This window comes from Mesorhizobium sp. M7A.F.Ca.US.008.03.1.1, from assembly GCF_003997495.1.
GTDB lineage: Bacteria > Pseudomonadota > Alphaproteobacteria > Rhizobiales > Rhizobiaceae > Mesorhizobium.
This window is the reverse complement of record NZ_RZRU01000028.1, coordinates 1-24,948: the sequence shown is the minus strand read 5'-3', so window position 1 is coordinate 24,948 and position 24,948 is coordinate 1. Positions and strand designations below refer to the sequence as shown.

Genomic DNA, 24,948 nt, shown 5'->3' with positions numbered 1-24,948 from the left:
CTCGAAAAAGTGTTGGTCAACGGCACTGCAAATGCGGGCTGCCGTGCATCGTTCCCGCCGAGGCAACCTACCCCAACCGCCCCAACACCGGGAAATTCTCCAGCAGCCAGTACGAAACAGTCTGCACGCCGCCGGTGAGGAAAAACACGCCGGCGACGACCAGCAGCGCGCCGATGGCCTTTTCGACGCGGCCGAGATGGACGCGGAATTTGCCGAGGAAGCGCATGAAGGCGCCGGAAAACAGCGCGGCGATCAGGAACGGTATGCCCAGCCCTAGCGAATAGGCGGCAAGCAGCAGTGCGCCCTCGCCGACCGTTTCGCGGCCGCCGGCCAGCGTCAGGATCGGCCCCAGCACCGGGCCGATGCAGGGCGTCCAGCCAAAGGCGAAGGCCAACCCCATGACATAGGCGGCCACGGCGCTTGCCGGCTTGCCCTGCGACTGGAAGCGTGCCTCGCGCGACAGCAGCGGAATGCGCAGGATGCCGAGGAAGTTCAGGCCCATCAGGATGATCAGCACACCGGCGCCCATCGCCAGCGGCTCCTGCCAGACACGCAGCAGACGGCCAATGGTCGAGGCGCCGGCACCGAGCGCGACAAAGACGGTGGAGAAGCCGAGCACGAAGGCGATCGAGGAATAGAGCAGCGCGCCGCGTGCGCCTTCACGCGCTGTCGCACCCGCATTGCCGCGGAAATCGTCGACCGAGACGCCGGCCATATAGCAGAGATAGGGCGGCACCAGCGGCAGCACGCAAGGCGACAGGAACGAGATAGCTCCCGCCCCGATCGCGCTGACATAGCCGATGTCCAATGCCATTTCCAAGAACTCCAATGCCGTGACGCCGATATAGCGACGCGCAGCCTTGTCCACCAATCACCATTGTGTTGGCAAGATCATCCGTTGCCCGACGCACTTGCCAGGAAGAAACGACAGCCCGCAGGCGTTGACGCTGTGAGGCCGCGATTTCCCGCGCGTCTCCAGACATCAGTCAGGGAGATTTCCATGAAAACCATAACCGCAGGACTGGCAGCGCTTCTGCTCAGCACCGCCGCATCCTTCGCCGCCGACGCGTGGAAGGAAGCCGAGGTCAATGGCACCAAGATCTACACCGACGCCTACGGCATGACGCTTTACACCTATGACAAGGACGAGAAGGGCAAGACCAATTGCTACGACAAATGCGCCACCAACTGGCCGCCGCTGAAGGCCGAAGCCGGCGCCAAGGCGGATGACGAATGGACCGTTGTCGACCGCACCGACGGCAGCAAGATGTGGGCCTATGACGGCAAGCCGGTTTACACCTTCATAAAGGACAAGAAGCCCGGCGACGTGACCGGCGACGGCGTCGGCGAGGTCTGGCATATCGTCAAGGCCGACTAAGCACGCCAATCCCGCCTGCTGGCGGGACAAGGGCTGGTCGCCGGGCATCTCCATGCACCCGGCGGCCGGCATCGAACAGCCCGTTATAATGTGGCCCGTCCCGGTTTGGGCAGCATTTCAACGACTCGGCGGAAAAATGAATCGGGTCGTTTCCGCTGACTCGGGGCCACGGTCTCCCTTTCCCAAATTCTGTGATTTTCTCCATACACTCTAAGAGTGTATTGCTTCGGGCCGGCCCGCAATTTGGGCGCTTCCCCTTGACCGGATGCAAAAGCGCGGCCATGTGAGCGACAAATAGAACGAGATTTCGTCGCGCGCAGCGGAATTCTTCTGCCGCACCACAGCTGATATGAGACCTCATGGACGTCGTCGTCGTCGAATCGCCGGCCAAGGCGAAGACAATCAACAAATACCTCGGCAAGAACTACAAGGTTCTGGCCTCGTTCGGCCATGTCAGGGATTTGCCGGCCAAGGATGGCTCGGTGCGTCCGGATGAGGATTTCGCCATGTCCTGGGCGGTCGACACCGCCTCTGGCAAACGCCTCGCCGACATCGCCAAGGCGGTCAAAGACGCTGACGGCCTGATCCTCGCCACCGATCCGGATCGCGAAGGCGAAGCGATTTCCTGGCATGTGCTGGAAGTGCTGAAGCAGAAGCGCGCGCTGAAGGACAAGCCGGTCAGCCGCGTCGTCTTCAACGCCATCACCAAATCGTCGGTGCTGGAGGCGATGGCCAATCCGCGCCAGATCGATGCGCCACTGGTCGATGCCTATCTGGCTCGCCGGGCGCTGGATTATCTCGTCGGCTTCACGCTGTCGCCGGTGCTGTGGCGCAAGCTGCCGGGCGCCCGCTCGGCCGGCCGCGTCCAGTCGGTAGCGCTGCGCCTGGTCTGCGACCGCGAATCCGAGATCGAGCGCTTCATCCGCGAGGAATACTGGCAGATCGCTGCTCTGCTGGGCACGCCGCGCAACGAGAATTTCGAAGCACGGCTGACCGCCTTCGATCGCAAGAAGCTGCAAAAGCTCGACATTTCCAACAAGGCGCAGGCCGACGACATCAAGTCGATGCTTGAAGGCGCTACCTTCAAGGCGGTGTCGGTGGAAGCCAAGCCGACCAAGCGCAATCCCGGCCCGCCCTTCACCACCTCGACATTGCAGCAGGCCGCCTCGTCAGGTCTCGGCTTCTCGGCCAGCCGCACCATGCAGGTGGCGCAACGCCTCTATGAAGGCATGGAGATCGGCGGCGAGACCACCGGTCTGATCACCTATATGCGAACCGACGGCGTGCAGATGGCACTCGAGGCGATCGATGCCGCACGCGATGCCATTGCCAAGGAATTCGGTCCGAAATACCTGCCGGAAAAGCCGCGCCAATATACAGCCAAGGCCAAGAACGCCCAGGAAGCGCACGAAGCGATCCGCCCGACGAATTTCATGCGCACCCCGGCATCGGTCAGGCAATATCTCGATTCCGACCAGATGCGGCTTTATGAGTTGATCTGGAAGCGCGCCATCGCCAGCCAGATGCAGTCCGCCGAGATCGAGCGCACCACCGCCGAGATCGAGGCGGTCAATGGATCGCGCACCGCCGAGCTGCGTGCCATCGGTTCGGTCGTTCGGTTCGACGGCTTCATCGCCGCATACACCGACCAGAAGGACGACGATGCGGAAGACGAGGAAAATCGTCGCCTGCCCGAGATCCGCGCCGGCGAACAGCTGGCGCGCCAGGCGATCAACGCCACCCAGCACACCACTGAGCCGCCGCCGCGTTACTCCGAAGCGTCGCTGATCAAGAAGCTGGAAGAGCTCGGCATCGGCCGGCCTTCCACCTACACAGCGATCCTGAAGACGCTCGAGGACCGCGACTATGTCACGATCGACAAGCGCCGGCTGGTGCCGCAGGCCAAGGGCCGGCTGCTGTCCGCCTTCCTCGAAAGCTTCTTCAAGCGCTATATCGAGTACGACTTCACCGCGTCCCTCGAGGAAAAGCTCGACGAGATCTCGGACGGCAAGCTCGCCTGGAAGGACGTGCTGCGCGATTTCTGGAAGGATTTTTCCGGTGCCGTCGCCGACATCAAGGAACTGCGCGTCACCGACGTGCTCGACGCGCTGAATGAAGAACTGGCGCCGCTGGTGTTCCCGACGCGGGAGGACGGATCCAATCCGCGCATCTGCCCGAAATGCGGCACCGGCAATCTGTCGCTGAAGCTCGGCAAGTTCGGCGCTTTCGTCGGCTGCTCGAACTATCCCGAATGCTCCTTCACCCGCCAACTCGGCGACGCCGCCAACCCCAATGGCGAGAATGGCGGCGGCGAAGACGGCACCAAGGTGATCGGCAAGGACCCCTACACGTCAGAGGAAATCACGCTGCGCAGCGGCCGCTTCGGACCCTATCTGCAGCGTGGCGACGGCAAGGAAGCCAAGCGCTCCAGCCTGCCCAAAGGCTGGACGGCAGAGTCGATCGACCACGAGAAGGCGCTGGCGCTGCTGTCATTGCCGCGCGATGTCGGCCAGCACCCGGAAACGGCCAAGATGATCTCGGCCGGGCTCGGCCGCTACGGTCCGTTCGTGCTGCATGACGGCACCTATGCCAATCTCGAGAGCATCGAGGACGTGTTCTCGATCGGCCTCAACCGCGCCGTCTCGGTGATCGCCGAGAAGCAGCTGAAGGGCAAGGGCGGCCGCAATGGCGGCACGGCCGCTGCGCTCAAGGAGCTTGGCGACCATCCCGATGGCGGTGGCAAGATCGTCGTGCGCGACGGCAAATACGGGCCCTATGTGAATTTCGGCAAGGTCAATGCCACCCTGCCCAAGGGCAGGGATCCGCAGTCGGTGACCATCGAGGACGCGCTGGCGCTGATTGCCGAGAAAGAAGCCAAGGGCGGCGGCGGCAAGAAGCCGTTCCGCAAGGCGGCCGCGGCCAAGGCCCCGGCAACCAAGAAAGTGGCGGCCAAGAAAACGGCAGCCAAGAAGCCGGCAGCGAAGAAAAAAGGGTAGGACGGCGTGGCGCGCAAGATCACCGGCAGAACCCACGGCGATCCGCGCACCGCCGACACCAGGGCCAAGGTCAAGGACGACTATCGGCCGTCGCGTGACGAAATCCTGCGCTACATCGCCGAAAATCCCGATCGCGCGGGAAAACGTGACATTGCCAAGGCGTTCGCGCTGCGCGGCGACGACCGCATCTGGCTGAAGGACATTTTGCGCGACCTGCAGGACGAAGGCGTCCTGACCAAGGAGCGCAAGCAACTGGCCCGCGTCGGCGCCCTGCCCCATGTCGCCGTGCTCGACATCTTCGGCCGTGACGGCGATGGCATTTTGCTGGCGCACCCGGCCGAGGTCGTGGGCACGGGTGAGCCGCCCGTCGTGTCGATCCGCGTATCGCGTGGCGGCAGCGGCCCGGCGCCCGGCATCGGCGACCGCGTGCTGGCCAAGACCTTTCCGACCAACGAAGCGACCGGCCCGGCCTACACCGGGCGGGTGATGAAGATCTTCGAGAAGCGTACCGATGCCGTGCTCGGTGTCTTTCGCATCCTGCAGGACGGCACCTTCCGCATCGAACCGGTGGAACGGCGTCAGCCCGAACTGATCGTCGACAAGGAATTCCAGAACGGCGCCAGGAACGGCGACCTGGTCGAGGTCGAGCCCGCACGGGCCTCCCGCTATGGGCTGCCGAGAGCCAAGGTGCTCAACGTACTGGGTTCGCTGACCAGCGAAAAGGCGATCTCGATGATCGCCATCCACGCGCATGACATTCCGCATATCTTCCCGGCCGACGTCATCGCCGAATCCGAAGCCGTCAAACCGGCGACGCTTGACCATCGCGAGGACTGGCGCGACCTGCCGCTGGTCACCATCGATCCGGCCGACGCCAAGGACCATGACGATGCCGTCTTCGCCACGCCGGATCTCGACGAAAAGAATCCGGGCGGCGTCGTCGCCACCGTGGCCATCGCCGATGTCGCCGCCTATGTGCGCTATGGCACGGCGCTCGATCGCGAAGCGCTGAAGCGCGGCAATTCGGTCTATTTCCCCGATCGCGTGGTACCGATGCTGCCCGAGCGCATCTCCAACGATCTCTGCTCGCTGCGTGAGGGCCAGGACCGGCCGGCGCTCGCCGTGCGCATGGTTTTTTCGGCAGAGGGCCGCAAGCTCAGGCACTCCTTCCATCGCGTCATGATGAAGTCGGCGGCAAAGCTCGCCTACAGCCAGGCTCAGGCGGCGATCGACGGCGTGCCGGACGACAAGACCGGTCCGATCCTCGATACGGTGCTGAAGCCGCTGTGGGACGCCCATGCGATCCTCAAGCGTGGCCGCGATGGCCGCCAGCCGCTCGAACTCGATCTGCCGGAGCGCAAGATCGTACTCAAGCCGGACGGCACCGTCGATCGCGTTATCGTGCCGGAGCGGCTCGATGCCCACAAGCTCATCGAAGAGTTTATGATCCAGGCCAATGTCGCGGCGGCCGAGACGCTCGAAGCGAAGAAACAGGAACTGGTCTATCGCATCCATGACGCGCCATCGCTGGCCAAGCAGGAATCGCTGCGCGAGTTCCTGCAGACATTGGGCCTGTCACTTGCGCGCGGCGCGCAGATGCAGCCAAGCCAGTTCAACGGCATTTTGGAGCGCGTGCGCGGCGCCGACAATGAAGGCCTGGTAAACGAAGTGGTTCTGCGCTCGCAGAGCCAAGCCGAATACTCGCCAAAGAACATCGGCCATTTCGGTCTCAACCTCCGCCGCTACGCCCATTTCACCTCGCCGATCCGCCGCTATGCCGATTTGATCGTGCATCGCGGACTTATTGCCGCACTCGGACTGGGTCCGGGCGGGCTGACGCAGGACGAAGCGGCACGGCTCGAAGATGTCGCCGTGCTGATCTCCGGCACGGAACGCCGCGCAATGGCGGCCGAGCGGGACACGGTCGACCGTCTGATCGCCGCCTATCTCGCCGAACGCGTCGATGACCGGTTCGATGCCCGCATCTCCGGCGTCACCAAATCAGGACTATTTGTCCAATTGCCGCAGTACGGCGCGGATGGTTTCATCCCGGTGTCAACTCTGGGCGGCGATTACTATATATACGACGAAACGGCCCGCTCCCTGTTCGGAGAACGCTCGGGCAAAGGCTATCAGCTCGCGGATCGCGTCGAGGTCCGGCTCGTCGAGGTGGCGCCGATGGCCGGCGCGATGCGCTTCGAGATGTTGACCGACCCGAAGCCTTTGCCGGGCTCCAAGCGGTCGTTTCACAAGGCCAAGGGCCGCGCCCGCGCGTCGCAAACGCGATCGGGTCCGCGCGGCAGGAGACGATGATGAGAACAGTCACGGAAGAACAGGTTTTCGGCGGAGAACATCACTCGGGCCGGGCTGCCCGCCCGCTGTGGACGGCGATGAAGCGCGGCCTGCTCGGCCGTTGCCCGAATTGCGGCGAAGGCAAGCTGTTTCGCGCCTTCACCAAGACCGTCGACACATGCAGTGTCTGCGGTGAGGAACTGCATCACCACCGCGCCGACGACCTGCCTGCCTATCTCGTCATCGTCATCGTCGGTCACATCGTGCTCGGCGCCTTCATGGGCGTCGAGGCGACCTCCACTCTGTCCACATGGCAGCACATCGCCATCTGGGTGCCGCTGACCATCCTTCTGTCGGTCGCGCTATTGCAGCCGGTCAAGGGCGCCGTCATAGGACTGCAATGGGCCTTCTATATGCACGGCTTCGGCGGCGAACACGACGTGATCGAACCGCATCCAGGAGCCTGAGCTGCAGCCAAGAATGTGGCCTGGCGCAACATACCGACCGTGAAAGGCCACTTTCGCTTGCCAGAAGTTTCCGCTAGGTCCTGCGCATGGACGGTATGACCAAGGCGGAAGTCGACAAGATCGAGCGGAGCATGATCGCTCATAGCGACCGGCCAATTCGCCCGCGCGATGCGGCAACCCTGATCCTGCTCGACCGCAAGGGCGATGACGTGCTGGTTCTGATGGGCCGCCGCCATGCCGGCCACGCCTTCATGCCGGGCAAGTTCGTCTTTCCCGGCGGCCGCACCGATCCGGCCGACAGCCGCATCCCGGTCGCCGCCGCATTGCACCCGGAGCAGGAGGCCCGGCTGATCGCCGGGCCGGGCCGCACAAGCGCCGCACGGGCCCGCGCCATCGCCCTGTCCGCCATCCGCGAGACCTATGAGGAAGCCGGATTGCTGATCGGCCGCAAAGGCGCCTTCGCCACACCCAGGCCCGATTGGCAGGGCTTTGCCGAACACGGCGTGCAACCCTCGCTGGACATGCTGCGCTTCATCGCGCGCGCCATCACGCCGCCCAACCGGGTGCGCCGCTTCGACACCCGCTTCTTCAGCGCCTGGCGTGACGACGTCGCGGTCGAACTGCCCGGTGGCGGTCCGACCAACGAACTGGAAGAGCTGGTCTGGTTGCCGCTTGCCAAGGCCAGGGAGGCCGACATACCCGACATCACCCGAATGATCCTGGACGAGCTGGAAAAGCGCCTCGCCCATGATCCACTGTTGCGTCCAGGCGGCCCGGTGCCCTTCTACCGGCTTATCAGCAACCGCTTCACCCGCGAACTTCTGTAGAGCAATTCTAGGAAAGTGTGACGGATTTCCGTCCTGAATTGCGTAAGATCAAAAAGACAGAGTATTCAGCATCCCATGACGGTCGATACCCAACCACAGGGCGACGAACGCGTACACTGGCTGCCGATGGTGGCGGCGATCTCGTCGATCAGCGTCGTCGGCATCGCCATCGGCCTCGGCATGCCGCTGCTCAGCGTCATCCTCGAAACGCGCGGCCATTCGGCTTCGATGATCGGCCTCAACACCGCCGTCGCCGGCCTCGCCTCGATCGCCGGCGCGCCGCTCGCCACGCCGCTCGCCATGCGCTTCGGCGTCGCCTGGACGATGATTGCCATGATCGCCGCCGGCGCGCTGGCCTTTGTCGGCTTCCATTTCGCACCCGACTTCTGGATGTGGTTTCCACTGCGCATCGTCCTGCACATCGCGCTGACGGTGCTGTTCATCCTGTCCGAATTCTGGATCAGCACCTCGGCGCCACCACACCGGCGCGGCCTTGTGCTGGGCATTTACGCCACTGTCCTGTCGCTCGGCTTTGCCGCCGGACCGTGGCTATTCGCCCATCTCGGCAGTTCCGGCTTCAGGCCGTTCGGCGTCATCATCGCTCTGGTGACGCTGGCCGCCATACCGGTGCTGGCGGCGCGCAACGAGAGCCCGACGATCGCCTCCGACGGCGAGACCAGCAATTTCCTGCGCTACATCTGGCTGGTGCCGTCGGCGACCGCTGCCGTGCTGGTGTTCGGCGCGGTGGAAACCGGCGGCTTTGCGCTGTTCCCGATCTATGGCAGCCGCATCGGCTATTCCGAAGCCGACGCAGCCCTTCTCCTGACCATGATCGGTCTTGGCAACGTGCTGCTGCAGATCCCGATCGGCATGATCAGCGACCGCGTCAGCGACCGCCGCTACCTGCTGATTGCCTGCGCGACGGTCGGTCTTATGGGCACCGTCTTCATGCCCTTCTTCGCCCAGAACTGGCATTTGATGGCCGCGCTTCTGTTCGTCTGGGGCGGCGTCGTCGCTGCCATGTACACGATCGGCCTTGCCCATCTCGGCTCGCAGCTTTCCGGCCATGAACTGGCGTCGGCCAACGCCGCCTTCGTGCTGTGCTACGGCGTCGGCATGGTGCTCGGCCCGCAGGCGATCGGCATCGGCATGGATGCGTTCGGCCCGTCCGGCTTCGGCTGGTCGCTCGGCCTGTTCTTCGCCGCCTATATCGCTTTGGTCGCCGTCAGGTTGGTTCGCAAGATCCTGCTGTAGCGCGACCGCGACCAGCCATGCATTTGGCACGGCACGGTGACAGGCTGCTGACAGAACCGTGTCAGGAGCACAGGGCTAAAAAGGTGTCCCAAAACACTTGAGGACACTTCCATGATCGACAGCGGCTTTGAAACCACATCGCTACGAATGACACTGCTTCTGCTCGTGACCTTCCAGGCTCCGGCCGCCGACGTCGACCGCATCATGGATGCTGTGGTGGCGATTGCGCCGCTGGCCATGGGCAAATATGACCGCAATGCCTATCAGTCGGCGCACGGCATCGAACGCTACAGGCCGCTTGACGGTGCGGCCGCCGGCGCCGAAACCGAATTGAGGCGGCGGCCCGGCACGGTCGAGGTTTCCTTCGAACTGCCGGACGATCAGGCGCTGGCCGCCCGTGTCGTCGAGGCGATTTTCCAGGCACATTCCTACCAGGAACCGGTGATCCGCATTCAACCGATTCTCGCCAGCCGTTCCAAGGGGCTGGACGACCGCGCCAATCCGAATCGCTGGTGGAACACGACCGGAGACTGGAAGAAGGTTGCGGCATCGGCGACGGAGACCGCATGATTTCCCGTCACCAGCCGGCTCAGGCGGGTCGCACAAGGCCTACCGGGCTTGACTTTCCGGGCGCGTTCTTTATGTGTCGCGCCAAGTTTCCCGCGTCCGGGTGTTTCCCCGTGCTCCAGCGGCCAAAACCCCACGAACAAACGGACTGATATCATGGCCAAAGCCGCAAACATCAAGATCAAGCTTCTGTCGACCGCCGACACCGGTTTCTTCTACGTGACCAGCAAGAACAGCCGCACCAAGACCGACAAGCTGTCGTTCCGCAAGTACGACCCGGTCGCCAAGAAGCACGTCGAATTCAAGGAAACCAAGATCAAGTAATCTGGGTTTTCCGCTGCAATGCCGAAACGCCGCCCAATGGGCGGCGTTTTTCGTTTGTAGCCGATTGGTTTCGTTGCATCCCAGCAGAGACTCCAGCCAAAGGATTGACCCTTCGCCATGGTTGCGGCACCCTTGGCCGTGGGTTGGGTGTCATGAACAAGGCGCCTATGGATGTCGAAGAAGTTGAAAGCTGCAATCATTGCAGCCCTTGTCGCTCTGGCTGCCGGATTCGCCGTCAGCAACGGGCTGATAAGCCAGCAGACGGCCGATGAAATCAAGGCCAGGACTGACCAGGTTCTGACTGAGGAAGAGGCCGCACAGCCTTCACCTCAGCCTGACACCTCCGCCCCGCCTTCCACGGAACCCGCACCGCAGGCTCCGGCCCCTCCCGCCGCGGCACCCTCGCAAGGGTCACAACCGGGTCAATGAAGAAGCCCTGCCAGAATGGGCTCCTCTCGTGCGATCGCCATCACCATACCTGCTGAGTGTATCGTTTTAATACAATCGCCGATTGGTAGACTTGCACCACGGATAGGCAGTTAGTTTCAGCGTCAGGCAAAAAGGGGGGAAATGCCTCGCACTGGGAGAAAACGATGTCCGTACAAAAAGGCGACTTTCGAACCAACAGAGCCGACTACGTGATTGCCGCGATGCATGGCGGAGTGACCGCCGAAGACAGCGTTCGAGACGAGAACCTGGCAAGGAGAAAGAAGTCCCTGTGGCTGAAGGAGCGGCGATCGGCCAAGTCGGCTGAGAACCCGTTGGATAGCTCGCCGCTGTCTAGAAGAAGCCCTCGCGGTTAGCGATCTACAATCACCTTCCGCGATCACACCATATCCGCACACAACCCACTCACCCATATTGCAGGTGCCGTCGTCGGTGTTGACTAGCTCCGACGGCGGCCTAGTTCGTGGCGAAATAACCTCCGTTCTTTTGAGAAGACGGCGGGACTAAAGTCTTGTGTTTTACACGCAGAGGTCCGAGTGGTCCTGTTAGGTTCCGGAAATGTCTCTTGGACGTTCCGCTATTTTATCCAATTGAAATGTAGCGTTACCGTGTATTCCCGCCCGATAGCGGCGCCTGATCCTGGCTGCCCGCATCCGCCCTGGCTCGGTCCCCTCAGCCGATGCGCTCACCGCTCTTCGGATCGAACAGATGCAGCTGGTGTGGTTCGGCCGCCAACCGTACCTCGTCGCCGGGCTTCACGCCGGCACGGCCCATGGCAAAGACACACAACTGCTGGCTGGCCAGCTTGACGTAGAACTGCGTCGAAAGCCCGAGCGGCTCCACCACACCCACCTCGGCCTTCAACGCGCCGTCATCCGCCAACTCGATATGCTCGGGCCGCAAACCGACAGCGATGGCGTCACCATCCTTGAGCGGCAGGCCTTCCGGCAGCCTCAGCGCCTGGCCATCAGTCAGTACGACCTCCGGGGTACCGCCCTTGCGAACCGTCGCCGGAAGGAAATTCATGCCGGGTGAACCGATGAAACCGGCGACGAACATGTTGGCCGGCCGATCATAGAGATCGAGCGGTGCGCCGACCTGCTGGATCAGCCCGTCATGCATGACGACGATCCGGTCGGCCATGGTCATCGCCTCGATCTGGTCGTGCGTGACATAAACCGACGTCGTCTTCAGCTGCTGGTGCAGCGCCTTGATCTCGGCGCGCATATGGACGCGCAGCTTGGCGTCGAGGTTCGACAGCGGCTCGTCGAACAGGAAGACCTTGGGATCGCGCACGATCGCCCGGCCCATGGCGACGCGCTGACGCTGGCCGCCGGACAGTTGCCGCGGCAGGCGTTGCAGGAACGTGTCGAGCCCGAGCCGCTTGGCCGCACCGTCCACCCTCGCGTCGATCGTCGTCTTCTCCGCCTTCTTCAGGAGCAGGCTGAAGCCCATGTTCTTCGACACGTCCATATGCGGATAGAGCGCGTAGGACTGGAACACCATGGCAATGTCGCGGTCCTTGGGTGCTACGTCGTTGACCAGCCGCTCGCCGATACGGATCTCGCCGCCGGAAGCCTCCTCCAGCCCGGCGATCATGCGCAAAAGCGTGGACTTGCCGCAGCCTGACGGCCCAACCAGGACGACGAACTCGCCATCGGCGATTTCAAGGTCGACCGCGTGCAGGACGCGGACGGCACCATAGTCCTTGCGGACCTTTTCGAGCGTAACAGAGGCCATCGATCTATCCTTTGACGGCGCCGGCGGTCAGGCCGGTGACGAGATAGCGTTGCAGGAAGGCGAAAAAGATGCAGACCGGGATCAGCGCCAGGATGGATGCCGCCATCATCTGTCCCCAGTCGACGGCGAACTTGCCGATGAAGGTGAGCAAGCCAACGGCGAAGGTCTTCTGGTCGTCGCTGGAAATCAGCATCAGCGCGAACAGAAGCTCGCTCCAGGCGGCGGTGAAGACGAAGCCGAGCGTCGCGCCCATGCCTGGCAGCGTCAGCGGCACGATCACCTTGCGCATCGCCTGCGCGCGGGTGCAGCCGTCGATCATCGCGGCCTCCTCCAAATCCTTGGGGATCCCGTCGAAGAACGACTGCATCAGGAAGGTGGCAAAGGCCGTGTTGAATGCGGTGTAGATGATGATCAGCCCGGTCAGGCTGTTGATCAGGCCGATCTGACCCATCACGCGGTAGATCGGCGGAATGACCATCACCAGCGGAAAGGTCTGGGTCAAAAGCAACATCAGCGCCAGTGCTGCCTTGCCGCGAAAGGTGAAGCGCGACATGGCATAGCCGGCGAGCGTGGCGATGATTGTCACCAGTGCCGCCGTCGATACCGAGACGATGACGCTGTTGAGGAAATAGCGAGGGAAATCGGTGGCCTCGAGCACGGTGACGAAGTTCTGCAGCGTCATGTGCGACGGCCAGAAGGTGATGCCTTCGGAATAGAGCAACCGCTCCGGCGTGACCGAGATCTTCAGCGTCCAGTAGATCGGAAACAGGGCAAAGAGCACGTAAGCCGCGATTGCCGCGTAGAGGCCGATGCCGCCGAAGAAGCGCTGCGAGGTTGAGCGTCCTGCGATCATCAGACGTGCCTCACCAGCGTGCGGCGGATGCCGATCAGCGCAATCGCATAGGCAATGAGCAGGACCAGCAGCAGCACGGCCACCGCCGAGGCATAGCCCTTGTCCAGCGATTTGAAGGCGCTGACATAGATGTAGACCGGCACAGTGTTGGTCGAGCCGGCTGGCCCGCCCTCCGTCATCACGAAGATCAGGTCGGCGAAGGTGGCGATCCAGATGGTGCGCAACATGACGGTGATGGCGATGGTCGGCGCCAGGAACGGCAGCGTCACCTTGGTGAAGCGCTGCCAGGGCGAAGCGCCGTCGATGGCCGCCGCCTCATGCAATTCCGATGGAATGGATTTCAGTGCCGCCAGAAGCGTGATGGCGAAGAACGGAATGCCGAACCAGATGTTGGCGACGATCGGCCCCCACATGGCGGTTGACGGATCGGACAGCACATTGGTCGGCTCGGCTTTCAGCCCCAAGGCGAACAGCCAGTGCGGCAGCGGACCGATGATCGGATTGAACAGCCAGGCCCATGTGAGGCCGGACAGGAAGGACGGCACCGCCCAGGGCAGGAAGACCAGCGCCTGCACCGCCTTGCGACCCCGGAACGGCTTGTCGAGCAGCAGCGCCAGGCCAAGGCCGAGGAAGAACTGGAAAAACAGGCTGGCGACCGTCCACCACAGTGTATTGACCAGCGCCTGCCCCAGCACCTGATCCGACAGCATCGCCTGATACTGCCCAAGCCCGACATATTCGGACTTGAAGGCGGAGAACTTGCGGAAGGAGTAGCTGATGCCGACGACCAGCGGCACCAGGAGCACCACGATCAGCAGGATGATCGCCGGACTGAGATAGAGCCATGGCTCGATTGCGGCGTGGGATAGCCGCTTGCGACGCGGCTTGCCGACGGAACGTATTTCGGACACGGCGTAGGTCATTGGCTGCGGATCGTCTCCTGGAAGTATCGGGATGGGCAATCAGCACCCTTCTCCCCGTTCACGGGGAGAAGATGCCGGCAGGCAGATGAGGGGCAGCACGAACCTTGGCGTGCTGGCGCCGCCCCTCATCCGTCACTTCGTGACACCTTCTCCCCGTGAACGGGGGAGAAGGGAAGAAAACTACTTCTTGTTCTTCGCCAGCCAATCCTGCTGTTCCTTGGTCAGGAAGGCAGCCCATTGGTCGGCGACGTCCTTGGCCGTCTTTTGGCCAAGCAGCACTTCCTGAAAATTCTTGATCGCCACCTGGTCGACGAAATTGCCGAGGTTCTCCAGATGCGTCGGCGGGGTGACCATTTCATATTTGGAGCTGTCGCTGAGCTCCGTGAACCAGCCCTTGAACTGCTCCGTCTTGAAATGGGGATCCTGGTCGGCACCGTTATGGATCGGGACGACGCCGACTTCCTTGGCCCATTCCAGATTGTCCTTCGGCGACAAAAGCGTGGCCATCAGCTTCCACGCATCGTCCTTGTGCTGCGAATTGGCGAACATCGCCCACCCGGCATAGCCCAGTGTCGGATAGGATTTGCCGCTCGGCCCGACCGGCAATGGCGCTACCGCGAAATCATCGGCGCTCATCTTGTCGGCGATGCCGAGCAGCGCGTCCGGATCCTGGTTGAGCATGGCACAGGTGCCGGAATAGAAACCGGTGACCGTTTCGTTGAAGCCCCAGCTCACCGCATCCTTTGGCGCCAGGCCGTCCTTGTACATGTCGGCCAGCATCTGCAGGCCCTTGACCGAGCCTTCTTCGTTGATCGTCGAAGTGCCGTCCTCGTTGAAGTAGCCACCCTTGCCGGCGGCGATGTTCATGAACATGTGCATGCCGTTGAAGGCGCCCGGCCCGCCGCGCAGGCAGTAGCCGTACTTCCCTGGGAGTGCGGAAATCTTCTTGGAATCGGCGATGAAATCATCGAGCGTCGCCGGCGGGCCATCGAGGCCGGCCTCCTTGAACAGTTTCTTGTTCCAGAACAGCGCGTTCACATAGTAGCCGTAGGGGATCATGAACTGGGTGTTGTTGACGGTCGAGCCGAACTGCTTGGCGCGGTCGCCGAGCGTCTTGGCGTCATCCCATTTGGCCATGTAGGGGCCGAGATCCTCGAGCTGGGCATTGTTGGCATAGAGGCCCATCCAGCGTTCCGGCATCTCGACCACGTCGGGCGTATCGCCGGCCTGCACCATGGTCAGGAATTTCTCGAAGGCCTGGCCCCAGGGCAGCGAGATCAGCTCGACCTTGACGCCCGGATTGGCCGTTTCGAACTCGGCGATCTGCTTCTTCAGGAATTCGGTGCGTGGCGGGCTGGTGATGACTTCGACCATTTTCAGGGTCGAATCGGCCACAGCACTTCCGGCGGAAATCGCCAGTCCCGCAACGGTGGCAAGCATGATGGTCAGTTTTTTCATGTTCAAGACTCCCATTTTGAACCCGCTTGTTATTTTCTGGCTTTTTCGAAGGCCTGGGCGACATCCGCCCAGAGGTCTTCGACACTCTCCAATCCGACATTGAAGCGGATGGTTCGGGGGCTGACGCCGAAGCGCGCCATCGAATTCAGGCCCGGCGTCTGCTCCAGCGACGCCTTGGCCGGTACGACCAGGCTTTCATGCCCGCCCCAGCTGACGCCGATGCGGAAATATTTCAGCGCGTCGACGAAGACGGGGATGTCGATATCGTCCGTCACCTCGAAGGAGAACAGACCGGCATAGCCGGCCAGAGTCGCCTTGCCTGGGTGGTTCGAATAGACGGGGTGGTTGACCCGCTCGACATCGGCATGCGCCTTCAGCCGTTCGGCGATGGTCAAGCCGCTCTTCATGTGGTGCGGCAGGCGCAGCGGCAGCGTGCGCAGACCGCGCAGCAAAAGCCACGCCTCGAACGGTGACAGCTTGCCCCCGAGATACGAATAGGTCTGCTCGTTGATGTGCTTGATGTGGGCGGCCGACCCCGCCACGACGCCAGCGACTGTATCGCTGTGGCCGCCAAGGTATTTCGAGGCCGAATGCAGCACCAGGTCGACGCCATGCGTGATCGGCTTCTGGAATACGGGCGTCGCCCAGGAATTGTCGATCGTGGTGACGATGCCCTGTTCCTTGGCCAGCCGTGTCAGATGCGCGATGTCCTGCAGCTCGAACATCATCGAGGTCGGGCTTTCCAGATAGAGCAGCTTGGCGCCGGGAAGTACCGCCGCGACCGCATCCGGGTCGGAGCCGTCGACATAGTCGACCTTGATGTTGAGCCGCGGCAACAACCGCTCGAACAGCCGGTAGGCATCACCGTAGCAGTTGCGCACGGCGACGATGCGCTCGCCGGCGCCGACGAACGCAAGCACCGTGGCGCTGATTGCCGCCATGCCACTGGAAAAGCCGCGCGCGGCTTCAGCGCCCTCAAGCGCTGCCACGCGCGCCTCGAACTCCATCACCGTGGGATTGTCGCCACGCGAATAGATCGGCTGCTTTCGTTTGCCGGCAAAGGTATCGGCCATCTCGGCATAGCTGGCGAAGGTGAACAGCGAGGTCTGGTAGATCGGCGGCACCACCGCACCGCCGGGGAACGGCTCGTCATGCGCCAAGAGTGTCGCCGCCTCGGCAAGATAGTCGTGATCGAAACCGGATGGATGCTCGTTCATGTCTGGCTCGAAAGTTTGAGTTTGGCCGCACCGCGCTTCAGGTCATCCTCGACGGTAGCGATCAGTTTGAGCGCCTCGGCACGGGCGCCCTGCGGATCGCGGGCGGCGATGTATTCGTAGATGGTGCGATGGTAAGGAAAGCTGGCATGGCCGAAATCGCGCACGCCGAGCGGATGTTCCCAGAAGCGATGAAACAGCTCATGCATGGCGGCGATGATCTGCTCGAACAGCGGATTGCCTGAGACCCGGTAAATCGCCTGGTGGAACTCCCAGTCCTCTTCCGAGGACATGCCGTCGCGGGTGTGGAACGCCTGCTCCATGATGTCGAGCTTGCACGCGATCTCGGCGATGTCGGCCTGGCTGGCGCGTTCGGCGCAAAGGGCTGCGGCCTCCGCCTCCAGCGCGCGGCGGATCTCCAGCGTCTGCATCAGGCTGGTGAAATCATGGCCGCCAGCCAGCGTCAGCGGCATGTGCAGCATATCGTGTGAGACAGCCGCCTTGAGATACGTGCCGCTGCCCTGCCGACGCTCGACGAGGCCGAGCCCCTCCCAACGTGTCAGCGCCTCGCGCACGGTGTTGCGGCTGACCTTCAGCCGCTCGGCCAGAATGCGTTCGGTTGGAAGTCTCTCACCCGGCTGCAGGGCTTCGGCGCGAACAAATCCCACCAACGCCTTCAACACGGCGTCGTCGCGCGCCGTGGTTTGAATGGGTGGCAGGCTGTTCTGGTCCACGCCTCCTCCAAGTGGTCCAATGGTCCAACCAATTTCTGCACAGAAGGAAACTCCTGTCAACCAGCTGTCAGGAGCACTGTCGGAGGGAGCGACGGAATACTTTCGAGGGGGTCGCGCGATCGCGCTTCGATTGTCTGCTAACCTGCGGCAGCAGGCGGCCCGAACCAAGTGGTCAGCGCGTCCACCAGGCCCTGTTGGGTTCCCGCCCCGGCCCAAGCCACATAGCCATCGGGCCGGATCAAGACCGCGTCGGGCGCAACGACCCTCCCGAGCATCGGGAGGTCCCAGGCACCGGCATAACCGGCGTCGATCTGCCGGACCCTTTCAGCCCAGGGCGCGATGTCCAGCCTGCCGGTCTCACCGAGGTTGAGCAGCACGGGCCGCGCGTCGTGCAACAAGGTGAAGACCCGCAACGGTCCGCCGGCGGCGGTCAGATCGAGATCGGGCATTCGCCGCCCAAGCAGTGGATGCCCCTGGCCAACGTCGTAATGGACACCCAAGCCAGACATCTCCGCGGCGATTCTTTTGCGGGGTTCATCCATGCCGAGCAACTCGGCAACGGTGTCGGCCAAGGCCTTGCTGCGGTCGTCCGTGCGGCGAAGCGCGACCTGTGCCATCGTGTTGCGCAACACGCGGGCGGCAACCGGATGACGCTCGGCGTAATAGCTGTCGAGCAGGCTGTGCGGCGATATCCCGTTGATGACCTGGGCCAGCTTCCATCCAAGGTTCACCGCATCCTGCACGCCGATGTTGAGGCCCTGTCCGCCCATCGGAGGATGGATGTGCGCGGCGTCACCCGCCAGCAGCACACGCTTGTCGCGGTATGCGGCAGCCTGGCGCGTCATGTCGGTGAAGCGCGATAGCCAGGTCGGGCTGTGGACCCCGAAGTCGGTGCCGTAGATGGCAGTCAGCGCCTCGCTGAGCTCGCGCAGCGTCGGTTCGCCGCGCGCCTCCAGGCGTTGCTCCGTCAGCACGACGCCAACCTTCTTGCCGTCCTCGATCTTACCCAGGGCATGAATTCCGAAGGCGTTGCTGCGGAAACCCCATGCCGGTTCTTCCGACATTTCGACCTCGGCAATCATCCAGCTCATCGTCGGATCCCACCCGGCGAACTCGATACCGGCTGCCTTGCGAATGGTGCTGCGGCCCCCGTCGCAGCCGACCAGATATGCGCCCCTCAGGCGGTGGCCGGTGGACAGTTCGACATCGACGCCGCTGTCGTCCTGGGTAAACCCCGCAACCTCGTGTCCCTGATAGATCGGTACCTTCAACTCGCCGACCCAGTCGGCCAGGATGCGCTCGATGTGGTTTTGCCGCAGCGCCAACAGATAATTGTGCCGGGTTGGGAAGTCGCTGATGTCCAGGCGGATCATGTGAAAACCCACGGCCGGGCTCACTTGGCCCTGTGAGAGGAAACGATCGGCGATTCCGCGCTGGTCCAGCACCTCGATCGTGCGTGCGTGCAGGCCGCCCGCGCGCAGGCCGGCAAGCTTCTGATCCGGCCGCCTTTCTACAATGGCAACATCGACGCCGGCCAACGCCAGTTCGCCCGCCAGCATCAATCCCGTCGGACCAGCCCCAGCGATCACCACCGCATGATCTGAAATCATTGTCGTCACTCCCGTTTTCCGCACCCTGGTTGGGGTCACGGTTTTACGGGAGGAGCCCGGTCTTGCCGCAAGCCCCCTGGGCGCCCTATGTATGAAATGGAAGGGGCTGGTATTGTTCCCCGCTGTTGGTTGCCGCGGAACAAACTCGACGCACGCGCAGGACAATCTCCTAGGGCGGCTTCATAACGATATCCGGATTTTCAAACACAAAAACGCAGAGTCTTCCGTGCTTTGGCACGGAACTCTGATGCTCATTGGAAAGAAGGGGGCCGGTCGGCGTTTGGCAGCGGTACGAGGAGGCCACTATGTGCCAGCGCCGGCCGGCCGACCCCACGGACCCAGGAGATGCGGCGGACCTGAGCATCATGGGGTATTCTGGGGATCGGAGCCGGCGGTCTGTCCTCGTGCCGGCTTCGTCTTGGCCTGCACAGTTGCGCAAGAGCTTATGAAAATCAACAGTTTCTTAACCAAGGCTCGCGAATCGCTTGGATTAAGGTAAACGGGTAACCCTGTCGGGTTGACAGGATAATCGGGGCTGGATCGCTACGCCGCCTTGGCGACGACGCGATTGCGGCCGCCGCTTTTGGCTTCGTAGAGCGCGAGATCGGCACGCTTCATCAGCGCAGCCACCGTGTCCACGCCCTTCAGCACCGACGACACGCCGACGCTGACCGTGACTTCGATCGCCTTGCCGTCCTGCCCGATGGCGAAAGCCGCCTGGGCGATTTCGGCGCGAATGCGCTCGGCTACCTTCTCGGCCACCGCGCCTTCGGTATCCGGCATCACCACGACGAACTCCTCGCCGCCAAAGCGGCAGGCAAGATCGATACCCCTGACATTCTTGCGCAGCCGTCGTGCGAATTCCCGCAGCACCTCGTCGCCGCCGTCATGGCCATGTGCGTCGTTGATCGCCTTGAAACGGTCGAGGTCGGTGATCATCACCGACAGCGGCCGGCGCCGCGCCACGGCGCGATCGAACAGCGTCTGCAGATGGCTGTCGAGATAACGGCGGTTGTGCAGCCCGGTCAATCCATCGGTCACCGCCATTTCGATGGTTTGGGTGACGCTGGCCCGCAGCTGGTCATTGTAACGCTTGCGGCGCACCTGCGTGCGCAGCCGTGCCGTCAGTTCCTGCTGGTCGATCGGCCGCATCAGATAGTCGTTGATGCCGAGTTCGAGGCCGCGGATGATGCGTTCCTCCTCGCCCTCCTCCGCCAAAAGAATAATCGGCACGAAACGGGTGCGATCGAGTGAGCGCAACTGCGAACAGAGTCTGAGCGGATCGAAATCGGCGAACGCGGTCGAGATCATCACGCATTCATAGGACGTCTCGGCGGCCTGGAAAAAGCCGGCATGCGGATCGTGTGTGACGTCGAGGTCGGCGCGGTCGCGCAGCATCTTCTGGATGCGCTCGACGGACGATTTGCGCTCGTCGATCAAAAGCACTTTCGGTGTCGTGTCCTCGGATGCGAAATTGCGGCTGAGCAACTCCTCGATGCCGATGTTGCGCGTCGTCGAGGCGCGCAGCCGCAACTCGTCGGTCAGCGACTTCAGGCGGACCAGGCTCTTGACACGCGTCATCAGCTGCAAATCGTTGACCGGCTTGGTCAGGAAGTCGTCGGCGCCGGCCTCAAGCCCGCGTACGCGGTCGGAAACCTGGTCGAGCGCGGTGATCATCACCACCGGAATGTGCGATGTCGCTGGATCGCTCTTCAGCCGCCGACAGACCTCGAAGCCGTCCATGTCCGGCATCATCACGTCGAGCAGCACGACATCGACCTTGCCGTTCTCGCAGGTCTCGATCGCATCCGGCCCGTTGGTGGCGGTCAGCACCTCGAAATATTCGGCCAGCAGCCGGACTTCCAGCAGCCGCACATTGGCAGGGATGTCGTCGACGACGAGGATCCGCGCAGTCATTTCACAAGGCTCCGGCTCGGCTGAAAGGGTACATCACGCATCACCCAGATAGGATTTGATGGTTTCGATGAAACGCGGCACCGAAATCGGCTTTGAAATATAGGCCTCGCAGCCACCCTGGCGGATGCGTTCCTCGTCGCCCTTCATCGCGAAGGCGGTCACCGCGATGACCGGGATGACGTGCAGCTCGTCGTCCTCCTTCAGCCATTTTGTCACTTCCAGGCCCGACACTTCAGGCAGCTGGATATCCATCAGGATGAGATCCGGCCGGTGCAGGCGCGCCAGATCGAGCGCTTCCAGACCGTTGCGGGTGCGCACGGTCTCGTAACCGCTTGCCTCGATGAGGTCCCGAAAGAGCTTCATGTTGAGCTCGTTGTCCTCGACGATCATGACCTTCTTCGGCATCGATATCCCGTCCCGGCCGTCCATCCGCTTCGAAGGCGACCGTCATGCGCACATGTCTGAACGCACCAAACCCTGCTTCACTTTACGGCAATATGATTGACGAAACGGAAATCCCCGGCTGGAAAACAGCGCGGATTCCACCTCGTCCCCTGCGCGTCCAAAGGGCGCGCCACGCTCTAATGGCTTGCCGCAAGCAACTCTTCCCATTACTGCGGGAGAGACTCATTCCACACACCGAAGGTAGTGATGGCAAACGCAGCGTCAATGCGCGAAGAAGCGGAATCGATTGCCGTGAAGGCCCTGGGCTTTGTCGCCTCCGATCCGGAACTGTTGCCGCGCTTTCTGGCTATCACCGGCATAGAGGTCCATTCTGTCCGCAAAGCCGCCAGCGAGCCAGGTTTCCTGGCTGGTGTCCTGCAATTCATCCTCGCCCACGAGCCGACGCTGATGCGCTTTGCCGAGGAAACCGGCACCCCGCCGGCTGCTGTCGGCAAGGCCCTGCGGTCGCTGCCACTGGGCGATGACAACCACGAGCATTCCATATGAGCGATGATCCAGAAACCGCGCGCCAGATCGAGGAACTGGCAGCCGACGACCGGCCGTTGCTGGTGCTCGACGTCGACGATGTCGTGCTCGAATTCATCCGACCGTTTCCGAATTTCCTCAAGGCGCGTGGCTACGGCCTGACGCTGGCCTCGTTTCGGCTGACCGGCAACATCGCCGAGACGGCCAGCGGCCGGCTGATCGAGCAGCCCGAAGTCACGGCACTGCTGGGCGACTTCTTCGACGCGCAAGCCGATTGGCAAAACATTACGGACGGCGCGGCAGAGGCCCTGGCAGGGATTGGCGACCGCGCGGAAATCATCTTGCTGACGGCCATGCCGCACAAACACCGTGCCGTGCGTCGCGTCCATCTCGACGCGCTCGGACTGAGCTACCCGCTTCTGACCACTGAAATGGCCAAAGGACCGGCAGTGGCCAAGCTTCGCGGCAAGGCCGGCCGACCGGTGGTTTTCGTCGACGATCAGCCGCACAATCTGGCGTCGGTGCGGGGATCGGTCGCCGACGCCGAACTGTTCCACCTGATGGCCGACAATTCGCTGCGCGCATTCTTGCCGCCGGTGACGGACGATGTGGTCGTCGTCCAGGACTGGCACGAAGCCGCGCCCAGGATTGCAAGCGCGCTGGGGCTCTAAACTCCAACCTTCAGGGGTTCAGTTCGCACCTGCGCCGCCGCTGTCGTCTCCGCTGTCATCGTCGCCGTCACCATCATCCATGCTGTCGTCCACGGCCGCGTCGGCGGGCTTCAGCATGACGCCATTGACGGTGACCGAACCGTCGGCCTTGGCGTTGACGATCCATTCCAGCCGACCATCGGACAGCGTCTTGCCAAAGCCTTTCGCCATGAGAGCGACTGGCACGTATTGGGCCACCTCCGGTTCCGACTTTGCCGCTTCCTGCAGGCCTTCGACAAGCTTGTCGAAGCCGGCGACATCGACGGTCACGCTACCTTCGGGCTTTTCGCCTGGGAATGTCATCTCGCCTTCCAGCGCGATCTCCGTGTCCTTGTTCTTCACGGTGCTGTGGCCGAGCACGACCTTCGGCATCTTGGCCATAAAGTCGACTTTAAGCTGCTCGCCGAATTCTGCCGACAGCGGTGGATTCTTATTGAGATCAAAGGCTTCGATCGCCTTCTTCGCCATGCTGTCGAGATCGATATTGGCGCCGCCGAAGTTCAAATCGACATCGGTGGGCAACAACCCCACGCTCCAGCTCGGCAGAAGCTGCGTCGGCACCGTCAGTCCCGATGCCTTGATGCCATACGTGATCGTGCCGTTCTGGGCCACGCCATCGGTGCCGAACGCGGTGCTTAGCTGGGTGGCGCCGAAATTGCCGACCGGACTTTCCACCGCGAAATCCTTGAAACCATAGGTCCCGTCGATACGCTGCCAAAGCGGCAAGGCGGCGAGCAGAAGCGATTTGAGCTGCGCCTGGTTGGCCTTCAGCGTCGCCTCGTCCTCGTTGGCCACTGCAAATGCCAGGAGATCGAGCAATGGCTTGGTCCGCACGCCTTTGCCGCTGGCTTCGACCGACAGTTCCGGCGACCTGACGGTGACCGGGAATTTCAGCCCGCTCTCAGGGTCATCGAAATTGATCGCTTCGACAAAACTCGACACCTTCTGCGAGGTTGTGAAATCGACGCCCCCGGTCGCCGACTTGGTCGCGGCAACGGTCGCGATGCCAGCACCAGTACTGGCTTCCATGTGCTGCTTGGCATCCTTCGATGCCATCGTCATGCCGGCCATCGAGCTGGTGCCGCTGGTGAAGGCCGCCAGATTTGGATCGTAGACGCCCGAGCCCTTGCCGTCCTTGATCGAAAACTGAGTGCTTTGCAGCCCTTCGGGTCCGTTGAACTCGAAGGAGGCGGTTTGGGAGAAATCCATCGAGACATCCCAGGACCCGTCGCTACGCGGCTTGACCATCAGGGCATAGGGCGCGAAATCGAACTTCAGCAGTTTCTGGTCCGGAAATGATGCGGCGAGTGCCTTGAAATCGAACAGGATCTTGTAGGCGCTACCTTCGAGCGAAACCTTCAAAATGCCCTTGTCGATGGCCTGCCTGCCGACATAGCGGGACAAGTCGTCGGACAATTGCTTCGCACCCTGACTGTCGACGGTCTGGCCGAAAGCAGGGGCACTCAACGCAAGAAGGAACACGAATGGCAGGGCACGGTTCACGCGAATTCTCCGTTTGACCTAGAAGAAAGACTTTGTCCGTCTGGTATGAAATTACCGCTGCAACCGCAAGGTGAGATCGACAACGGCACCCTGGCAGACAATCTCGATCAAAGCACCAGCCGCATCAGCGGGCGACCGGCCTTGCGTTCCACCAACCGCTCGAAACCCGCCTTCTCGAAGACCCGCGACGAGCCGACGAACAGGCCGATCGAGCGCGAATCGCGAGACAGATCTATCGGACAAGCCTCGAGCAGCCGTGCACCGTTCTGACGGGCGAAATCGATGCCGCCTTCGACCAGGCGATGCGTGATCCCCCTGCCGCGCGCCTTGCCGCGGATGAAGAAGCAGGAGATCGCCCAGACGGCCGGATCCGCGGCGTCGGCAGGGTCGACCGGCGCCGACCCCCTGCCCTGATTGTTCCATTCGGGCACGTCGGCGCGCGGTCCGATCTGCATCCAGCCAACCGCCTGACCATCCTCGAATGCCAGCAGGCCCGGCGGCGGGCCGGCTTCGATACGCGCCTTGATGTGGTCCTTGTTGCGTTCCCGGCTGCTCTCGCGGCGCATCGCCGGCGCCAGCCGGAAATGCGTGCACCAGCAGCCGTAGCAGGCGCCTTGCTTGCCGAAGAGGTCCTCGAATTCAGCCCAAAGCTCAGGCGCAAGCGGCGCTATGGTCGTGCTCATCAGGCAACCTCACGATTGCGTTGAATCAGTTTAAGAGCTGATTGGGCGTTGGTCCCGCGCCACCGTGACGACCGCCTGTGGTGCTCGCCCTTCGAGGGCCCGCATGAGACCTGCGGCGTTG

Annotated in this window: 23 protein-coding genes; 11 read left to right on the top strand and 12 right to left on the bottom strand. The window is 62.6% G+C overall.

Annotation, left to right across the window (positions count from 1 at the left end; translation table 11 throughout):
• Positions 1-67: 67 nt before the first annotated feature.
• Positions 68-814 carry a cytochrome c biogenesis CcdA family protein gene (locus EOA16_RS28325; protein WP_127261089.1) on the bottom strand — a complete coding sequence of 249 codons (747 nt, stop codon included), beginning with the start codon at positions 812-814 and terminating at the stop codon, positions 68-70.
• A gap of 186 nt (positions 815-1,000) precedes the next feature.
• Here EOA16_RS28325 and EOA16_RS28320 point away from each other — a divergent pair, with 186 nt between their 5' ends.
• From EOA16_RS28320 to EOA16_RS32945, 9 genes are all read left to right on the top strand, one after another.
• On the top strand, positions 1,001-1,378 hold the full coding sequence (locus tag EOA16_RS28320; RefSeq protein WP_127261088.1) for a hypothetical protein: 378 nt from the start codon (positions 1,001-1,003) through the stop codon (positions 1,376-1,378).
• Positions 1,379-1,737: 359 nt separating this feature from the next.
• Positions 1,738-4,374, top strand: a complete 2,637-nt coding sequence (gene topA, locus EOA16_RS28315) for a type I DNA topoisomerase (RefSeq protein ID WP_127261087.1) — start codon at positions 1,738-1,740, stop codon at positions 4,372-4,374.
• A 6-nt stretch (positions 4,375-4,380) separates the two neighbouring features.
• Positions 4,381-6,687 (top strand): ribonuclease R, encoded by a 2,307-nt coding sequence (rnr, locus tag EOA16_RS28310; RefSeq protein ID WP_127261086.1) that lies wholly within the window; start codon positions 4,381-4,383, stop codon positions 6,685-6,687.
• Complete coding sequence (locus EOA16_RS28305; protein ID WP_127261085.1) at positions 6,687-7,133, top strand: DUF983 domain-containing protein; 447 nt, start codon at positions 6,687-6,689, stop codon at positions 7,131-7,133. The genes rnr and EOA16_RS28305 overlap by 1 nt, the downstream gene beginning before the upstream one ends.
• A gap of 86 nt (positions 7,134-7,219) precedes the next feature.
• Positions 7,220-7,960 carry an NUDIX hydrolase gene (locus EOA16_RS28300; RefSeq protein WP_127261084.1) on the top strand — a complete coding sequence of 247 codons (741 nt, stop codon included), beginning with the start codon at positions 7,220-7,222 and terminating at the stop codon, positions 7,958-7,960.
• A 75-nt stretch (positions 7,961-8,035) separates the two neighbouring features.
• Entirely contained in the window at positions 8,036-9,214 is a 1,179-nt protein-coding gene (locus EOA16_RS28295) for an MFS transporter (protein ID WP_127261083.1), read from the top strand.
• Between the two features lie 111 nt (positions 9,215-9,325).
• Entirely contained in the window at positions 9,326-9,784 is a 459-nt protein-coding gene (locus EOA16_RS28290) for a hypothetical protein (protein ID WP_024503577.1), read from the top strand.
• Positions 9,785-9,937: 153 nt separating this feature from the next.
• Complete coding sequence (gene rpmG / locus EOA16_RS28285; RefSeq protein ID WP_006201775.1) at positions 9,938-10,105, top strand: 50S ribosomal protein L33; 168 nt, start codon at positions 9,938-9,940, stop codon at positions 10,103-10,105.
• Positions 10,106-10,698: 593 nt separating this feature from the next.
• Positions 10,699-10,908, top strand: a complete 210-nt coding sequence (locus EOA16_RS32945; protein ID WP_127261081.1) for a hypothetical protein — start codon at positions 10,699-10,701, stop codon at positions 10,906-10,908.
• Positions 10,909-11,224: 316 nt separating this feature from the next.
• Here EOA16_RS32945 and ugpC read toward each other — a convergent pair whose 3' ends face one another.
• The 9 genes from ugpC to EOA16_RS28225 form a co-directional block, all read right to left on the bottom strand.
• Positions 11,225-12,292, bottom strand: a complete 1,068-nt coding sequence (gene ugpC, locus EOA16_RS28270; RefSeq protein WP_127261080.1) for a sn-glycerol-3-phosphate ABC transporter ATP-binding protein UgpC — start codon at positions 12,290-12,292, stop codon at positions 11,225-11,227.
• 4 nt (positions 12,293-12,296) lie between these two features.
• Positions 12,297-13,145, bottom strand: a complete 849-nt coding sequence (locus EOA16_RS28265) for a carbohydrate ABC transporter permease (RefSeq protein ID WP_027036797.1) — start codon at positions 13,143-13,145, stop codon at positions 12,297-12,299.
• Positions 13,145-14,068, bottom strand: a complete 924-nt coding sequence (locus EOA16_RS28260) for a sugar ABC transporter permease (protein ID WP_127261079.1) — start codon at positions 14,066-14,068, stop codon at positions 13,145-13,147. The genes EOA16_RS28265 and EOA16_RS28260 overlap by 1 nt, the downstream gene beginning before the upstream one ends.
• Before the next feature lie 180 nt (positions 14,069-14,248).
• Positions 14,249-15,526 carry a sugar ABC transporter substrate-binding protein gene (locus tag EOA16_RS28255; RefSeq protein WP_127261078.1) on the bottom strand — a complete coding sequence of 426 codons (1,278 nt, stop codon included), beginning with the start codon at positions 15,524-15,526 and terminating at the stop codon, positions 14,249-14,251.
• 29 nt (positions 15,527-15,555) lie between these two features.
• Positions 15,556-16,743, bottom strand: coding sequence for a PLP-dependent transferase (locus EOA16_RS28250; protein WP_127261077.1), 1,188 nt, complete (start codon positions 16,741-16,743; stop codon positions 15,556-15,558).
• Positions 16,740-17,474 carry a FadR/GntR family transcriptional regulator gene (locus tag EOA16_RS28245; protein ID WP_127261076.1) on the bottom strand — a complete coding sequence of 245 codons (735 nt, stop codon included), beginning with the start codon at positions 17,472-17,474 and terminating at the stop codon, positions 16,740-16,742. Before EOA16_RS28245 ends, EOA16_RS28250 begins: the two co-directional genes overlap by 4 nt.
• A 137-nt stretch (positions 17,475-17,611) precedes the next feature.
• Complete coding sequence (locus EOA16_RS28240) at positions 17,612-19,084, bottom strand: FAD-dependent monooxygenase (RefSeq protein ID WP_127261075.1); 1,473 nt, start codon at positions 19,082-19,084, stop codon at positions 17,612-17,614.
• Positions 19,085-19,627: 543 nt separating this feature from the next.
• Positions 19,628-21,001, bottom strand: a complete 1,374-nt coding sequence (locus EOA16_RS28230; RefSeq protein ID WP_023810534.1) for a PleD family two-component system response regulator — start codon at positions 20,999-21,001, stop codon at positions 19,628-19,630.
• A 33-nt stretch (positions 21,002-21,034) separates the two neighbouring features.
• Positions 21,035-21,391 carry a response regulator gene (locus EOA16_RS28225; RefSeq protein ID WP_281035958.1) on the bottom strand — a complete coding sequence of 119 codons (357 nt, stop codon included), beginning with the start codon at positions 21,389-21,391 and terminating at the stop codon, positions 21,035-21,037.
• Positions 21,392-21,652: 261 nt separating this feature from the next.
• On the opposite strand from EOA16_RS28225, the gene EOA16_RS28220 reads away from it, so the two are divergent.
• Both EOA16_RS28220 and EOA16_RS28215 read left to right on the top strand, forming a co-directional pair.
• Positions 21,653-21,952 carry a DUF3572 domain-containing protein gene (locus tag EOA16_RS28220; RefSeq protein ID WP_127261073.1) on the top strand — a complete coding sequence of 100 codons (300 nt, stop codon included), beginning with the start codon at positions 21,653-21,655 and terminating at the stop codon, positions 21,950-21,952.
• Positions 21,949-22,602, top strand: coding sequence for a hypothetical protein (locus EOA16_RS28215; protein WP_127261072.1), 654 nt, complete (start codon positions 21,949-21,951; stop codon positions 22,600-22,602). Before EOA16_RS28220 ends, EOA16_RS28215 begins: the two co-directional genes overlap by 4 nt.
• An 18-nt stretch (positions 22,603-22,620) precedes the next feature.
• Here EOA16_RS28215 and EOA16_RS28210 read toward each other — a convergent pair whose 3' ends face one another.
• Entirely contained in the window at positions 22,621-24,144 is a 1,524-nt protein-coding gene (locus EOA16_RS28210) for a hypothetical protein (protein WP_127261071.1), read from the bottom strand.
• A gap of 107 nt (positions 24,145-24,251) precedes the next feature.
• Positions 24,252-24,827: a GNAT family N-acetyltransferase gene (locus EOA16_RS28205; protein ID WP_127261070.1), complete on the bottom strand. Its 576-nt coding sequence runs from the start codon at positions 24,825-24,827 to the stop codon at positions 24,252-24,254.
• Between the last annotated feature and the right edge of the window lie 121 nt (positions 24,828-24,948).

Excerpts from the sequence above, each read along its gene's own strand:
- EOA16_RS28325 (WP_127261089.1), bottom strand. The coding sequence starts at position 814 with ATGGCATTGGACATCGGCTATGTCAGCGCGATCGGGGCGGGAGCTATC.
- EOA16_RS28320 (WP_127261088.1), top strand. The coding sequence starts at position 1,001 with ATGAAAACCATAACCGCAGGACTGGCAGCGCTTCTGCTCAGCACCGCC.
- topA (WP_127261087.1), top strand. The coding sequence starts at position 1,738 with ATGGACGTCGTCGTCGTCGAATCGCCGGCCAAGGCGAAGACAATCAAC.
- EOA16_RS28305 (WP_127261085.1), top strand. The coding sequence starts at position 6,687 with ATGAGAACAGTCACGGAAGAACAGGTTTTCGGCGGAGAACATCACTCG.
- EOA16_RS28300 (WP_127261084.1), top strand. The coding sequence starts at position 7,220 with ATGGACGGTATGACCAAGGCGGAAGTCGACAAGATCGAGCGGAGCATG.
- EOA16_RS28295 (WP_127261083.1), top strand. The coding sequence starts at position 8,036 with ATGACGGTCGATACCCAACCACAGGGCGACGAACGCGTACACTGGCTG.
- EOA16_RS28290 (WP_024503577.1), top strand. The coding sequence starts at position 9,326 with ATGATCGACAGCGGCTTTGAAACCACATCGCTACGAATGACACTGCTT.
- rpmG (WP_006201775.1), top strand. The coding sequence starts at position 9,938 with ATGGCCAAAGCCGCAAACATCAAGATCAAGCTTCTGTCGACCGCCGAC.
- EOA16_RS32945 (WP_127261081.1), top strand. The coding sequence starts at position 10,699 with ATGTCCGTACAAAAAGGCGACTTTCGAACCAACAGAGCCGACTACGTG.
- ugpC (WP_127261080.1), bottom strand. The coding sequence starts at position 12,292 with ATGGCCTCTGTTACGCTCGAAAAGGTCCGCAAGGACTATGGTGCCGTC.
- EOA16_RS28265 (WP_027036797.1), bottom strand. The coding sequence starts at position 13,145 with ATGATCGCAGGACGCTCAACCTCGCAGCGCTTCTTCGGCGGCATCGGC.
- EOA16_RS28260 (WP_127261079.1), bottom strand. The coding sequence starts at position 14,068 with ATGACCTACGCCGTGTCCGAAATACGTTCCGTCGGCAAGCCGCGTCGC.
- EOA16_RS28255 (WP_127261078.1), bottom strand. The coding sequence starts at position 15,526 with ATGAAAAAACTGACCATCATGCTTGCCACCGTTGCGGGACTGGCGATT.
- EOA16_RS28250 (WP_127261077.1), bottom strand. The coding sequence starts at position 16,743 with ATGAACGAGCATCCATCCGGTTTCGATCACGACTATCTTGCCGAGGCG.
- EOA16_RS28240 (WP_127261075.1), bottom strand. The coding sequence starts at position 19,084 with ATGATTTCAGATCATGCGGTGGTGATCGCTGGGGCTGGTCCGACGGGA.
- EOA16_RS28230 (WP_023810534.1), bottom strand. The coding sequence starts at position 21,001 with ATGACTGCGCGGATCCTCGTCGTCGACGACATCCCTGCCAATGTGCGG.
- EOA16_RS28225 (WP_281035958.1), bottom strand. The coding sequence starts at position 21,391 with ATGATCGTCGAGGACAACGAGCTCAACATGAAGCTCTTTCGGGACCTC.
- EOA16_RS28220 (WP_127261073.1), top strand. The coding sequence starts at position 21,653 with ATGGCAAACGCAGCGTCAATGCGCGAAGAAGCGGAATCGATTGCCGTG.
- EOA16_RS28215 (WP_127261072.1), top strand. The coding sequence starts at position 21,949 with ATGAGCGATGATCCAGAAACCGCGCGCCAGATCGAGGAACTGGCAGCC.
- EOA16_RS28205 (WP_127261070.1), bottom strand. The coding sequence starts at position 24,827 with ATGAGCACGACCATAGCGCCGCTTGCGCCTGAGCTTTGGGCTGAATTC.